8 protein-coding genes are annotated in these 14,549 nt (G+C 58.0%); 5 read left to right on the top strand and 3 right to left on the bottom strand.

Annotation, left to right across the window (positions count from 1 at the left end; all coding sequences use genetic code 11):
* Window positions 1-362: 362 nt before the first annotated feature.
* Window positions 363-1,574, top strand: coding sequence for a porin (locus EI77_RS20885; RefSeq protein ID WP_133797261.1), 1,212 nt, complete (start codon window positions 363-365; stop codon window positions 1,572-1,574).
* Window positions 1,575-1,608: 34 nt separating this feature from the next.
* Here EI77_RS20885 and EI77_RS20880 read toward each other — a convergent pair whose 3' ends face one another.
* Window positions 1,609-3,012 carry an ATP-binding protein gene (locus tag EI77_RS20880; RefSeq protein ID WP_243838982.1) on the bottom strand — a complete coding sequence of 468 codons (1,404 nt, stop codon included), beginning with the start codon at window positions 3,010-3,012 and terminating at the stop codon, window positions 1,609-1,611.
* Window positions 3,013-3,687: 675 nt separating this feature from the next.
* Between EI77_RS20880 and EI77_RS20875 the strand changes: the two genes are divergently transcribed.
* Window positions 3,688-6,045 carry a KAP family P-loop NTPase fold protein gene (locus EI77_RS20875; RefSeq protein ID WP_166647410.1) on the top strand — a complete coding sequence of 786 codons (2,358 nt, stop codon included), beginning with the start codon at window positions 3,688-3,690 and terminating at the stop codon, window positions 6,043-6,045.
* Between the two features lie 268 nt (window positions 6,046-6,313).
* Here EI77_RS20875 and EI77_RS20870 read toward each other — a convergent pair whose 3' ends face one another.
* Window positions 6,314-8,125 carry a hypothetical protein gene (locus tag EI77_RS20870; RefSeq protein ID WP_133797258.1) on the bottom strand — a complete coding sequence of 604 codons (1,812 nt, stop codon included), beginning with the start codon at window positions 8,123-8,125 and terminating at the stop codon, window positions 6,314-6,316.
* 861 nt (window positions 8,126-8,986) lie between these two features.
* Complete coding sequence (locus EI77_RS20865) at window positions 8,987-9,448, bottom strand: hypothetical protein (RefSeq protein WP_133797257.1); 462 nt, start codon at window positions 9,446-9,448, stop codon at window positions 8,987-8,989.
* Between the two features lie 169 nt (window positions 9,449-9,617).
* Between EI77_RS20865 and lexA the strand changes: the two genes are divergently transcribed.
* From lexA to EI77_RS20850, 3 genes are read left to right on the top strand one after another with little or no spacing between them, the layout of a single operon-like run.
* On the top strand, window positions 9,618-10,289 hold the full coding sequence (gene lexA / locus EI77_RS20860) for a transcriptional repressor LexA (RefSeq protein WP_133797256.1): 672 nt from the start codon (window positions 9,618-9,620) through the stop codon (window positions 10,287-10,289).
* Window positions 10,286-13,729 carry a DNA methyltransferase gene (locus tag EI77_RS20855; protein WP_133797255.1) on the top strand — a complete coding sequence of 1,148 codons (3,444 nt, stop codon included), beginning with the start codon at window positions 10,286-10,288 and terminating at the stop codon, window positions 13,727-13,729. The genes lexA and EI77_RS20855 overlap by 4 nt, the downstream gene beginning before the upstream one ends.
* Window positions 13,726-14,523, top strand: coding sequence for a hypothetical protein (locus tag EI77_RS20850; protein ID WP_133797254.1), 798 nt, complete (start codon window positions 13,726-13,728; stop codon window positions 14,521-14,523). The genes EI77_RS20855 and EI77_RS20850 overlap by 4 nt, the downstream gene beginning before the upstream one ends.
* Window positions 14,524-14,549: the final 26 nt, after the last annotated feature.

Here is a 14,549-nt window from a genome sequence, read left to right as displayed (position 1 = left end):
ATTCAAGCCCCTTTCGCACGCCAAAAACCAGAAACCCCATCGATCACACCCCTCATCTCATTCTAAAAACACACCCCCAAAAACACACTCCTAGTTATCCCACCCCCACCTCAAAAGTAACCCGCTCAGTCCCCTGAGCGGAAAGCCACCTCGAAGCCCTCCTATCACCCCACCCCAAAAGTAGCCGGTTCAGTCCCCAGAGCGGAAAGCTCCACTCCACCCCTCCCAACAAAATCTTTCTACCCCAAATCTTTCTACCCTCTCCCACCCCTCCACCACTCCACCACTCCACCACTCCCCGTCCCCAAAAATCCCCCCACTTCCCCATTGCCACCCGCGCGGTCATCGCCCACCCATCGCGCATGACCGTACCGTCCCCCCTTCAGCGGCTCAGCCTGCTGCTGCTGCTGCTCGCCCTCCTCCTCAGCCCTGCGCATCCCGGCAGCGCCGGAGAAGCGCCCCCCACATTTCTCAGCGCCACACTCACCGCCCCCAGTCCCCGGGGAGACCCCTTGGAAAACCTCGGCCGCCTTTACAAAAACGACGCCAACGACTACCTCCAAGAGCTCTGGCTCCTCGGCCGCTACCACGGCCACTACCACTGGAGCCAAGGCAGCGCCGGCGAAGACGAAGGCCACGAAGTCCGCCGCTTCCGCCTCGGCGCCCAGGCCCAGCTCCTGCACAAGCTCACCCTCCACGCCCAGATGCTCAGCGGCAGCGACCTGAACCCCTTTTACAACGGCTTCACCGAGCTCTGGGTCCAGTGGGGCTTCACCCCTAAGATCGCCCTCACCCTCGGCCAGCAAAAACACCGCTTCAGCCACGACCGCAACATCTCCAGCCGCTACATCCATTACCTGGAGCGCAGCATGCTCACCAACATGTTCGCGGCCGACTACACCCCCGCCGCCACCCTCCAGGGAAAGATCGGCCCCGTCACCTACTACACCGGCCTCTTCAGCAACGCCACCAGCCGCCAGATCGACGAAGCCTTCACCCAGTTCGATTCCGGCTACAGCTACCTCGCCGCCGCCTACATCAACCTCGGCCACCGCCTCCGCACCGAGACCGCCCACCTCCACCTCACCGCCCTCCACAGCCAGGCCAACGAAAACGCCACCAACCTCAACCGCTTCGACAACGGCCTCTCCACCGCCCTCATCCTCACCCAAGGCTCCGCCGCCCTCGTCACCGAGCTCACCGCCGGCCTCGGCAGCGACGAAGGCGACGCCTACGGCCTCAACATCCAGCCCAGCTACTACCTCACCGACAACCTCCAGCTCGCCCTCCGATACCAGATTGCCGCCTCCAACGGCCCCCTCGGCCTCCAAGCCCAGAGCCGGTATGAAACCCCCGCCGGCCTCCCCCGTGGGGATCTTTACCAGGCCGGCTACATCGGCCTCAACTACCACATCGCCAAGCACCGGCTCAAGCTCATGACCGGCCTCGAATACGCCACCATGGGAGGCGAAAGCGTCTGGACCGCCAGCACCATGATCCGCTTCTTCTTCGGCCCCCACTCCAGCGGCCCCTACCCCATGAACCAAATCCTCCACGGCCACTTCCTCGATTGAGGGGGATAATCTTCATCCCCGCCGAGGCGTAAATTCACGCCCAAAACGGCACATACTCGGCGAATTTTTTGGATTTGTTCTCTGGGTCAGCCGCTTTGATCAGTTCCATTTCGGTGGCCTCCTGGATCAATACTGAAATCATGGACCTTTGCTTTTCCGGCATTTTCATGCGCTCCCTGAGGGAAGTATTTGTCATCACCTGATTCGAGCAATGTTTTAATACCGCATGCTGATAACACGCTTCCAACCTTTCTTTGGGAGACATCTTCGCAAACGTCCTGGGACCTTGCAAAGTGACTTTAAAGCTATTCACTCCTGCCTCGAATTTGATCGGCGGCAATCCGCTCGACTCCACTGCCTGGCCAGCTTTCAAAAGCCCCGAACCCAATTCTTCACAAATACGATACCGTCTAAAGGCCCTGGCGAGATGTTCATTTCTTGATTCCGGCTGGGTACCAATCAAACGGTTCAAGCTTTTGCTTGGCAGCAGACTCCCTGGATTTGAAATCTCTATCCTGTCATCATAAATCTCCACCAGCGGACCTGCCCCAGTAACATTGAAATCCTGATGGATGAGTGCATTGGCAAGAATCTCACGAAGAGCGATTTCTGGGTAGGTAGTCTGCTTCACCCGCAAGCCCTGCCGAACGACTTCCGCCTGAGGTAGTAGGTCCATGACTGACTCCAGCAACTTTTGGAAACGGATAGCATACCCTTTTCTTCCCTCCTTCTGGTAATTCAATGCCCCCGTTTTATCCGTGCCCGCATAGCGTATCACCCTCACAGCCTTTCGGCTGAGGTCAGAAAAGTCTGCGAGCTTTCGTGCAGCCGCCATTCCGCCCAGGTTGGTGACATAACCCCCGCCCGCAGCGACGGTTTCGATCAATCTCTCACTTTCCATCCATAGCAGCATCTCCCCAGGTGACTGCGGCACCGGGCGGTTCAGCATTTCCAAAATAGGCTCCACCTCTAAGAGTTGCAATAGATGCTCATCCGTTTGCAAAAGAGTCGCGTGAAGTTCTTCCCACTTAGGAGTCCTGCTGTTCAGCATCAAAGTACCAATTTCCTGCCGGCTGGCCCTACGCGTGGTCGCACCTGAACGAATAAAAGCCTCTTCCAAACTCTGCCCACGGATCTGCACAGGCTTCACTGAAGATTCCTGGATGTAGATATAGAGCAGCCGCCCCCCTCCGTGTTCTGCCACGCAATGATCCAGCACCAGAGGAGGGGAAAGTCCCTCCCGTCCGATGTTTGTGAGCTGATTGACCGTCGCCTCCACAAATTCCTCATTGATTCCAGTCAGCTCTCCCTTGGCGCTCAGACCATACACCAGGTACCCGCCGCCTGGCAAATTGGCCATGGCAGACAGATGTTCTCTAAGGCGTTTTTTATCCGGTGACAGTGCAGCCTTCCAGTCCAGCTCATTCAGCTCATGCATCGGCGGCACCAGGGTCGCCTCAAGTAACTTCTGGGCTTTTAAAAGCCAGTTTCTTATGGGAGCCAGTTTCACACAAATAACAAGTCGCTGATTTTCAACACATTACAAAGAAATGCCGTTTTCCACTCAATAAGCATTTTTCCTGAGAACGGTGAGAACTAAGCATGCGTACATGTAAACGCAAAATCAAAATCCCCCATCTCGGCCCGCTCCGCGCATGCGAAAACCATTTTCCTGCAGAGTGAAGGGATTTCTTTTAAATGACCAGCGCCTAAATTCTTTCCCTTGGCACCCCCGTCAGCATCGGCTACACACCTAACTCAATCAGCACTTTGCCCGTGAGCAAGGGGTCCCTCATTCCCCATGACTGAAGACGAAACACCCCTTCATCAAATCGCCTGGAAGCGGTTGAAAAAGCAGTTAAGCCAGCCGCCACGGTATGATGCAGAAGAACTCATTTATCTCGCAGTGAAGCCTCAACTCATCGCCTGGTTTCGTGCCCTATTGCTTTCATCTGCCATCGTGGTGGTAGCCATGTGGGGCAGATCAGATCTGGCCAAATTCACCGATTGGTTACATAAGCAACTTCATTGGCTAAGCACCTACCGCATCCTCTGGTCCACCATCGGCCTGCTCCTGGCCGCCCTCCTGGTACCCCGGTTACTCTCCGCCCTCGTGCGCCTGTGGCAGTGGAACCAAAGGCGGAAGTCTCTCCCCACCATCACCGCTGTCACTATCCTCATCCTATTCGCACGGGCGCAAACACCCCACGCCACCGCCAGCGCCATTCTCTGCTGGATAGTCCTATGGTACCTGCTCTTTCTCCAGCTTAAAACGCCACCATTCAAAGAAAAGGAAACACCAGACAGCTACCAGCGCTCCTACTTTGTGGACCGCATCATGGAGCTTTTTGGCAGGGCCGACACAAAGCTCCGCCGCATCGCCGTCATGGGCACCTGGGGCTCCGGCAAAACCACCGTGCTGCAGCTCTTGCGGGAAAGACTGGCCAAAGCCAAAGAGAAAAAATTCCGCGTCGCCTGGGTCAACCCATGGACCGCCAAAACCCCCGAGGAAGCCCGCGCCCTCATCGCCCAGGGATTTGAGGACGCCCTTGGAAACACCTTCAGCCAGCTCACCTCACCAGGAGCCGCCCCCTGGTCATGGTTCAGCAGCCTCAAAGCCAGCCTCGGCTTCGGCCTCAGTGTTGATGTCAGTCGCCTCATCGAAGGCGAAGCCAAAGCCACCGAAAGTGCCTTCATTGCACGGATCAATCAGCGGCTGGAGGACAGAAACATCACCGTCGTCCTGCTCGTGGATGACATGGAGCGGGCCGAACCCGAAGTCATCCGCCGCATCTTCCCCGTCATCGACCGCCTAGGCGCCATTAAACATTGCTTCTTCGTCTTCGCCATCGATCCCGACCGCGTCGCCAAAGCCTTCAACGAAGAATCCCGAAATGCCGAAGAAACCAAAGGTTACCTCGACAAAGTCTTCGATCTCCAAATCCAGCTCCCAGCCCTTAGACCTCAAGACATTGAAGTTCTGGGCAAGGCACTCATCCGCCGTGAGGACACGCCTAAACTTCATGCCGCCTGGGACCACCTGAAAGATTTACTCCCCACCAATCCACGTGAAGCCCTCCACTTCATCCACGACGCCATCACTAAAGAAACGCTGTTCCTCAGCCGCTATGCGGATGATGAACACAACTATTTAGGATTTTTTCTTTTTCGAATGCTGGACCTTGAGGAGCCTGAATTCACCAACAAGCCCATTCATATATTATATAATAATTACGCCGAAGCTCAAACGGACAAAGAATATTCCGGACAATCCTATGATGGAATTGAGCCTCACAAAATGGTATATGAATTTTGGGAGAAATTAAAAGTTCCTCCATTTTCCAGCTTAAAACTGGAACGATTAACCTCCTTGCTCACAGGTTTTTTTGAAAACCATGTCGAAATTAGTTGGGCAAGGGACCATCACATGCGGCTACTTACCCCCAGTGAACCGGAACGGAAGATGCTGCATGAATACTGGAAAGAACATCACGGCCAAGAGTCCCTCGAAACTTCGATTAATAAGGCTATCCCGCATCGGTCTTTCTCAGATAAAAAGAGGGCAGCATCAGAGCTGATTGATTTGGAAATATCTCATTATGAGGACTTGAGACGCAACGTGGCGTGGAAAAATGGGCCCGCTCGAATTAAGAAAATATCAGCCGCCACTGATTCAGTGCAGCGTCTTTGTAGTCAATTGCAGTTTGGCTATGTTAATAAAAGTGACTTTGATATCCAGTGCTTTCCATCCAAGGCCTTTGAGACTTGGCTGGATTTGCTCTGCAGGCACAAACTTTCTAACATCCCCGGAACAGAAAATTTAATCTGTTTGGAATATAGATTTCACACTTTGTTGTCGGACCGATTAGCTCTCAGGAGGCGTTTCGGTTACTCCAAGTCAACGATTGAAGAAATGGCATATGCTTCAGCATATGATGGTAGCGGAGACCAACATTTAGATCATTTTGCCCGCTTAAAGGAGCACATGCTTTTAAAAGTTCGTGACGATCTGATTTTACGCATTGAACAGGGCACTTTAGACAGTCCGTCGTTAACACATGAATTAAAGTGTAATAGTTTGGATGAAATTTTTGGCGATCCTTCCTGCTGGCTCCCCGAAGGGGAGATCAATACGCTCAACACCTTTTCAACCAAGGCTCCTTTATCCCCTGTCTTTGCAAAATCAGTGGCAGATATAACCGAATATATTCTCCTCGCTCTCCAAGATTCCCTATCTGAAACCCAGCCAGGTCCTGCTGAAAAGAAAATCACTGATCAAATCAAAGCCACGCCAGACTACTTCGCCTATTTTTGGCACGCCGCTCAGTTCGCCACCGACCAACTGGACGACCTCAAAGACCTTCGCCACCGCGTTGAGCAGGCAAGATCCCAATCCCCTGCCCCCTTGCTGACGGCGGAGGAGCTTAACGCCGCCTTCCCCATGATCACCCCCGAGGCCGCCCCAGAGTAGCCGCCGCAACCGCAGGGCAGTGACTTGGCCGCACCGACCTAACAAACTTTACGTCGATTCACCCCACCACACAGGCAGGCACCATGCGCAGCCACCCCCAATTTCATCACCAGGCCTTTGAAGCAAAAAATCCTGTGAAACCTGTCATCTTGTTAATCCTGTAAAACAACAACACACCCCTCCCTCCAGCCCCTCCCAAAACCAATCCTGTCCCTCCTGAAAATCCTGCCATCCTGTCCAAAAAAAAACATCCCCTTCCACGCCGCAATCATCCGTTAGGCCACCGCCTCCATTCCCCCCAGTCCGCAGGCTTCCTTCTTCTCCGCATCGGGCTGCGGTACAGCGTCGCGGAGCCTAGGCAGTAGAGGCCCATCGCCAGGCCCGTGATGTCATCATCGTGGCAGCCGGACCGGGCCTCCTCACGCCCGCTTTTGTTCACGATGAAGTTGCGCGCCTCCTTCAAAATGTGCGGGCACGGGATCTCCACCGCCTCATCCCGGATCGCCAGCGCCAGGCAGTCGATCAGCGCCCGGCGCTGGTCCCGGTCCTTCAGCTTCCATCCATACATATACCGCCGCGTCTTCCGGTCATACGGGTCCACCACCTCCCGCTTATACAGCGGCAGCCCCGCATCCTTGATCCGCTCCAGAATATGCAGCCCCATATTCACCTCCAGCACCACCATGCACTCTCCGTAAAAGCGCGACAGCCCCACGATGTATCTCGCGATGCGATCACTCTCCTCCGTGCACGGCGGCCGTACCCGCGCCACCACACGCGGCTTCCGCACCACGCCCCCCATCGTATATCCATCCCGGATCACCCCGATGGAATACGCATCCGGGTCCCGCCCCTCCGTCTGCTCCGCCCCCGTCGCCGGATCACACCACAGCAGGTAGCGGCAGCCCACGCGCGGCCTTTCCCACATCTGGATAGGCGCATACCCGCCCCCGTCCGGCGTGAAGACCACCCCCTCCTCCTGCACATCCAGATGCCCCTCCTCCACAGTCACACCATGCGTTAGGCGCTCCATCGCCACCACGGAGGCCATGTCAAACCGCGGCCTCCCGCTGGCCAGAAAGCAGCCCACCTCATCCTCCGGATAATACTCATCAAACAAATCCTCACTGCCCCCGCACACCCGCGCCAGCGTATCCCGCCGCCACGCCACCTGCTCCACCGTCCAGCCATACGCCCCCATCCCCCGCCGCTCCCGCACCGTCAGCGTCCGCAGGATCCTTTCCCGCTCCCCCTCCCCCACCGGCCGCGCATTCTCCGCAAACTCATACCACGCCGCAAACACCTTCACCCACCCATTTCCCGGCGATCTCTCCCCCCGCTTCAGCCCCGCCAGATACTCATCCAGCGTCAGCGCCCCCGGCAGTTCCCGGCTGCCATGCCACTGCTCATAAAACCAGCCCGAAGCCCCCTCCGGGGTCGATTCCGCAATCCCCAGGCGGTTCACCGAAGGCAGCACACTCGCCATGATCCCCTTATCATCCTTCTCCCCCCCGCGCGGATACTTGCACGCCTCCGAAAACAACACCGCCGACCTCGTCCTGCTGATCCCCGGATTGCTCGCCTCCGCCGAGGTGATCTCCACCACCGACCCATTCGCCCACTCCATCCGCTCCTTCGTCGGCCTTAGCGCATTGTTCCAGGGGAAGGAATCGTGGGAGGAAAAAGTCCGCATCTTCCGCAGCATCGCCGCCGCATTCGCCCGCACATCCGCCAGCACCAGCATCTCACTGCGAAAGCGCTGCGCATGATGGTACAGCAGATGGCACGCCGCCGTCGTCCCCCCGCACTGGCGTATTTTGAGCCCCAGCAGCCGGATCTCCGGCACCCCCACCGCCAGCAGCGTCTCATACGCCTCGAAGAGCCTGCGCTGGAAAACATTCGCCCTCGGCACCACGAGCACCTTCCCCCTGGGCGACTCCACCTCGATCTTCGCACACGACTCAAAGTGCACCATCGCCGAAGCCCCCCGCAGATGAAACCTCACCACCTCCTCCCCCGCCGCCGCACCCTTTTCCGCATCCACAGCCTCCCCCGCCTGATTCGAATCAGTAAACATCATTTACCAATGTGCATTATTTTACACCATCCGCAAGCCCTCCCTCCAGGAGCGCCTCAAGTACCGTGGGCACTCCTGCCCGCGAGCATCAAGTACGTCCCCGTCCCCCCATGGAGCGCACGCGTCCTCGCGTGCCGTCTTGTGCGTCCCGCGCAAGACCGTTCTATCGCATCCCCAGCCCCCTGGCCACACCACTCTGGTACCGTGGGCACCCCCTGTCCCGCGACTGCGGCGATGCCCGCCCCCGTCCGCCCCAAGGCATCCCCGTTCGCCATGGAGCGCACGCGTCCTCGCGTGCCGTCTTGTGCGTCCCGCGCAAGACCGTTCTAACACCCCGTCCGCCAAGCACCAAGTGGAGAGGCCCCTCCTGCCCACGACTGCGGCGATGCCCGCCTCCGTCCGCCCCCAGGCATCCCCGTTCGCAGACATCCCCTCTTTTCGCTGCCTCCATCACAACCCGTGGCGGGCAGGAGTGCCCACCGTACTTCACCACCCGCAGCCCACCCTCCCTGCGTAGGTCCCCTACCCCACGCCCCTCCACCCACGGTTTTCCGCGAGACGCAGAAAACAGCAGGCGAGACGCCCGCGCTCCACGAACCCATCTCCGCCCAGCCATCAGACCATGGAGCGCCGACGATCCGTCGGCATTCAAAACCACACCTCCCGCCAGTCTAAACACATCACCCGTTAGACCCAATCCCCCCGCTTTCAAAAAAGAACACGGAAAGCTCCCCTCTCAAAATCCCATCAATCCTGCCATCTTGTGAATCCTGTAAAAAAGCCCCTCCAACCCCCAATTCCAAATCCCCCATCCAAAAAATCTTTCTCCCCCCAAATCTTTCTACCCTCTGCTCCACCGCTCCCTCATCCCCTCCTCCGTCCCACAACCCCCATCATCCCCTCCGCCAGCGCATAGAAGCCCACCGCCCCCAGCAGCCACAGCCCCGGCGCAATGCCCGTAGAAGCCAGCGGCTCATCCCGACCCGACATCGCCAGCCACGAGCACACCGCGCACGCCCCCAGCAGCGACAGCGCAAAGCATACAAAGGCCCACTCCACCGTCACCCTCAGCCGCCACGCCGCCCCCACCATTCCCACCCCCTGCAGCAGCATCCAGGGCAGCAACGTCAGCACAAACGCATACCCCTCCATCGACCCAAAATACTTTACCCCCGCTACCCCCCTGAACCGCGCCGCCAGCCCCAGGTCCACATCATACACCTCATACTTCACCACGAGGCTCGCCAGCATCTCCAGCACCATCAAATAGCACACCAAACTCATCCCAAACAAAACCCCCTTCAGCACCCGGTGATTCCAGCTCATCTTCATAAACCACTTCATAACCACATCCGCCCCACCCGTCGAGCTTCAAGAAAAGCAACCGCAAGTCAGATAACCGCGCACCGATACTTCATGCAGCATCTGCCCCCACCGTTAAGACGGCAAAAACCGCCTTGAATACTGCAATTATGTACAGTATCCTTTCAGCAGGATGGATGGACTCACTCCAAAGCAGCAGCAGGTCGAAACCTTCATTACCCATTTCCTGCACCTCCACGGCTATGGCCCCACCCTCCGGGAGATCCAGGAGCACCTGGGATGCAGCAGCCTGAACACCGTTCGCAGCCACCTGGCTCTTCTCGTCAAAAAGGGCCGTCTTCAGCGGGCGGGAAACACAGCCCGGTCCATCCGTCTGGTGAAACCGGACCCGCCGATGGCGTCCCCTCCATCACCGCGCCGGCCAAAGAAGGCCGCCCCATCCGCCCCGCCCGGCATCCCTCTTTTGGGCAGCATTCCCGCAGGGCCTGTGGAGGAGGCGCTGATTACCAGTGATGACACACTTGCACTTGATGCTGGACTTTTCCGGGGCGAACTGGTTTTTGCACTGCGTGTGAAAGGAGACAGCATGAAAAACGCCGGTATTTTTTCCGGCGACTATGCCATTTTGAACAGCCAGGACATCGTGTCCGATGGCCAGATTGCGGCTGTCCAGGAGGATGGAGATGCCACCTTGAAGCGGGTGTTTAGAAAACCCAACGGCCTGCTGCTGCGCCCGGAAAATGCCGCCCTGAAAGAGCGCTTGGTCACGCCCAGCGAGGCCAAGAATGTGAGGATTGTCGGCCGCCTGGTCGGACTTCTCCGCATAGAAGGAGGCCGCCGATGAGCCAGATCTTGATCACCGAGACAGAGTCGGAACTGGAGCATGTGCAGCAAAACCTGACCGCCAGCGAAGAGCTGTCCCGCCTCATGCCCGCCTGGGGCTGTCCCAAGCTCATTCCCCTGGATGAAATATTCCAGAAGCCCGAGCAGGTGGACTACCTGGACCTGCTGCCCAGGTCCGACAAGAAGGGGGGCGAGGGCGTGCACGCCGTGGCCGCCCACCAGGGCACCTCCCTGCTTTATCTGGTCCATGCAGAGCACAGCCAAAGGCTGGCCGAGGCGGACATCCAGGCCCTGCGCCACACCCTGGCCAACCGCAGTGAATCCGCTTGGCTCGGCATCGTCCGTTCCGGCACCCTGGTCCTGTATCCCATCTCCTTTGAGGAGCAGCTTCCTTCGCCCAAGGAAGTCAGCCAGGCCGATGACGAAGCCCCGCTATTCTTTCAGAGCCTCGTCCAGGGAACCTTCAGCGCCGAGGTCAAGCCCCAGGCCAGCGACCACGTCTATCAGGAGATCAAGCGACTGCTGACCCGCACGACGGAGGCCTTTGTGGACAACGATCTTCTGGATCCTCTGCACGTGCTTTCTATGTCCGGGCGCGCCCTCTTCTTCCGCTTCCTCATTGACAGAAAGATTGTTAGGCCATCTGAACGGGCGAAAATATGCCCGTCTGCGAAAGACCTCAAAGACGCTTTCTCAAACCCCGTCTGTGCGGCGCAGACTTCCGCCTGGCTGGATGAAACCTTCAATGGCGACTTCCTGCCGATCATTGACGACTCTCTGGCCGGTGAGAAACGCCTGGCCGCCTACAAACGCTTCTACAAAGAAGTTTCACTGGCCACTCATGGAGACCTGTTCGAACATCTGGAAGCCATCCTCAAAGGCTGGAAAGCCGTGGATGGTCAGCAGCTCACGTTCGACTGGAACGACCTCGACTTCGCCCACATTCCCGTCGGAGTGTTAAGCGAGGTGTATGAGCACTTCTCCCACCGGGTGGACAGGCAGCTCTCTCTGGATAAAAGTGTGCATTACACTCCTCGTTTCATCGCCAGTTTCATGGTGGATGAGGCCTTCACCGCCATGTCAGGGGACAAGAGCCAGGCCCGCCTGCTGGACCCGGCTTCAGGTGCCGGCATCTTCCTTGTACTCGGATTCCGCCGCCTGTTCCGCGAGCATTTCGAGGTCACCGGAAACCGCCCGGACAAAGACATCATCCAGGAGATCTTATATAAGCAGATACGCGGTTTTGATGTCAGCGAGCCCGCCCTGCGGCTCGCCGCCCTGGCGCTCTACATCACAGCCATCGAGCTGAATGCGACACCGCGCCCGCCCAAGTCTCTCATGTTTCCCCGCAACCTTCGCGGCACCGTCCTGCATCATTTTGGCGAAGAAGCCGCCGCAGATGCCTACCCTCATGACCGGGACCAGGCCGCACTGCAATCCTTGTTAGGTAGCCTGGGTGAACTGCCCCGGCGCGAAGGTCTGGAATCTTTTGACGGAGCCTTTGACCTTGTCATCGGCAATCCGCCCTGGACCCGCTTGCGGGATGAAGCTCCGGCGGCGCGGAAAGAGAAAACGGGCAGTGCCGGACGCGTGAAGAAATCTGCCTCTGACAGCGCCAACACCGCATTCTCGAAAATCGCCCGAGATGAGCTGGAGGCACGGGAACTCAAGCATCTGGCCAAAGATTATCGAAATCCTGACAAAGCTCCCGACGTGCCCTTCCTCTGGCGGGCTGCGCAGTGGGCCAGGCCCGGCGGCACCATCGCCTATGCCCTGCATGCCCGTCTCTTCCTGCACACCCAGGGCAAGAAGGACATCGCCTGGCAGGCCATTCAGGAGGCGCTCGCCATTACCGGGATCATCAACGGCGCGGACTTGCGCTGGACGAAGGTTTGGGATGGTATGAAGTCCCCATTCTGTCTATTCTTTGCCCGCAATGAGAAGAGCATGCCTAACGAAGGGTTCTTTTTTGCCAGTCCATTAGCCGAATATGCAATCAATGCCACCAGCCGCTTCCGCATTGATTACGCTGCCGTGCGTACCATCACCCAGCAGGAGACCAAGCAGCGCCCGTGGTTGCTGAAGACCTTGAGCCTCGGCACCACGCTGGATGTGGAGGTCATGGACCGGATTACTAAGGCTAGCCCGCATACTTTGAAAGAGTATTGGTTACAGTTTGATCCAAGTGGGGACAGGACAGGCAAAGGCTATGACAAGTCTTTTGGCCTGCCACAGAAGCCTGCGCCTTTCCTTGGCAAACTATTGGATTTCGAAGATCCCACAAACAATGGATTCTCCATCGAATGGGATCGCTTCGAAACCTATGCGACGAGATATAACAGATCATCCGGCAGCTTCCCTCGCTCCGAATCGCTCTACCAACCCCCGCTCGTCATCGTTCCCCAAGCTCCTGGAGACGATCCTTATTCTCCCAAAGCCTGGCTTGCAGATCGTGCTGTCGCTTTCAGTCAGAGTTATTATGGCTATGCCTGCCAGGATTCTCCCGCCCCTCAGTATGTCGCGGCCCTAATTCATGTACTGGCACATTCCACGCTGGCACGTTATTTCATCATTATGCGCAGCGCCTCGCTGGGCAGCGATTTCATGCGTTTCCTGAAAGACGACTTCGATGCCCTGCCCTTCCCGGATCCCGCCAAGCTCTCTGCCGCCGATAAGAAGGCTCTTCTAAGGTTTTCTGCCTGCCTGCAAGCTGGCGAAGGACAGATGCCGCTACTGCCGCCTAAAGCAAAGAAAAGCCAGGGTGCGAAGAAACAGGCCGCACAGGAGGGAGGACCAGATTTGTTTCACCAAGCACTCGCCCCGCCCGCCCCTGCGCCTAACCAACAGCGTGAAAGACCCCTTGATTTCTGGCATGAGCTCAATGGCTTCATCTTCCGCCTCTACGGCCTCGGTGCAGAGGATGTGCAGGTGATCCAGGACACCCTTTTTGCCAGTGCGCCCTACCGCCGTGCCGGCGAGGCCGCGTTCCTGCCGACCTCGCCCTTGCCTGAAGAAACAGCCCCTTCTACAAGACAGGTCTTCTGCACGGAGCTGCAGCAGCGCCTCCAGCCCTTCTTCGAGGTCACCGGTGAGACTGTGGATGTAGGGGAGCCGTCCGGCCTGCGCCAGCAGAGCTGGAACACTACCTGGCGCTTCATCGCCGTTACCAAGTGCGATGCCAAGATCGATGTGCCCGCAGAAATCCTCCAGCAGGCCATGGCCGATGCCAACCAGAACGGCCTCAGCCGCATCATCGTGCGCCTGCATCACGGACGTGGCTTGCTCATCGGCATCCTGGATGCCCGCCGCTGGTGGACGCGCACCCGCGCCCGCCTCTGCGCCCACACCATCACCCTGGAGCATCTGGACGCCTTTGACGAGCCGGCTCCATATATTCCAGACCGTCCGCGTCGGCGCATCCTTGATCTGTCAAACCCATGAGCTCCGCCGGTTCTTACAACTCTCACGTCGGCCAATTTGCGGGCGGTCCGCGTCAAATGAGCATGGGACTTTCCGCGGCGCAGTTTGATCTTCCCCACCCGCCGGTTTCATCCAGAGTCATGCTGCTCATCCATCGGGCGCTGGTGGTGGCTTTTGCCAAACTGCGGTCCGAACAGGGCAGTCTTGCTCATGACATCGAAGATGCTGTGACTGTTCCTCTTTATCACGTCTTGGAAAATGATCTGCGTTATCGCAAACAACGCCAGGAGCCAGAGGCCATCCCCGGCTTTGATGATACGCTGATCGAATCCATCGTGCGGCACAGCGGCACCACGGACTACACACTCACCAAGCTGAAAAAAGAGCCTGATATCTTCATCAAGCTGCGTCCTCCAGAGAGGGGGAGTGTGCTGCCCACGGACTACGCCATCTTTGTCGAGTGCAAGCCCGTGGATGCCACCCACGCCGCAGGCACCCGATACTGCGATGACGGTCTCATCCGCTTCGCCAATGGCGACTACGCCTGGGCCATGCAGGAGGGTCTCATGATTGGTTATACCCGCCACGGCCGCAGCATCGCCAGTCACCTTGTGCCTGCCCTTGCTGAGGTGGCCCGATGCCAAAAGCTGGGCATGGACCCCAGCCAGCCAGCTTTGCAGCCAGTGCCCGGCCCCACGTTCCCCCTGGCTGAGCCTCTGCATGTCTCCGTGCACGAGCGCGCGTTTGACTGGGCCTGGAACAAGGGGCCTGCGCATCCCATCCGGGTCTATCACTCATGGCACGATTGCCATTAGGAACTAGCGAGCCTGAAGAGCCTAAA

This window comes from Prosthecobacter fusiformis (genome assembly GCF_004364345.1).
GTDB classification, from domain to species: domain Bacteria; phylum Verrucomicrobiota; class Verrucomicrobiia; order Verrucomicrobiales; family Verrucomicrobiaceae; genus Prosthecobacter; species Prosthecobacter fusiformis.
Note: the sequence above shows the minus strand (reverse complement) of the source record. Positions and strands in the feature narration are given on the sequence as shown.

What these genes read in the sequence shown, in the direction of transcription:
- EI77_RS20855 (WP_133797255.1), top strand. Translation starts at nt 10,286, where the DNA reads ATGAGCCAGATCTTGATCACCGAGACAGAGTCGGAACTGGAGCATGTG.
- EI77_RS20885 (WP_133797261.1), top strand. Translation starts at nt 363, where the DNA reads ATGACCGTACCGTCCCCCCTTCAGCGGCTCAGCCTGCTGCTGCTGCTG.
- EI77_RS20865 (WP_133797257.1), bottom strand. Translation starts at nt 9,448, where the DNA reads ATGAGCTGGAATCACCGGGTGCTGAAGGGGGTTTTGTTTGGGATGAGT.
- EI77_RS20850 (WP_133797254.1), top strand. Translation starts at nt 13,726, where the DNA reads ATGAGCTCCGCCGGTTCTTACAACTCTCACGTCGGCCAATTTGCGGGC.
- lexA (WP_133797256.1), top strand. Translation starts at nt 9,618, where the DNA reads ATGGATGGACTCACTCCAAAGCAGCAGCAGGTCGAAACCTTCATTACC.
- EI77_RS20870 (WP_133797258.1), bottom strand. Translation starts at nt 8,125, where the DNA reads ATGATGTTTACTGATTCGAATCAGGCGGGGGAGGCTGTGGATGCGGAA.
- EI77_RS20880 (WP_243838982.1), bottom strand. Translation starts at nt 3,012, where the DNA reads ATGCATGAGCTGAATGAGCTGGACTGGAAGGCTGCACTGTCACCGGAT.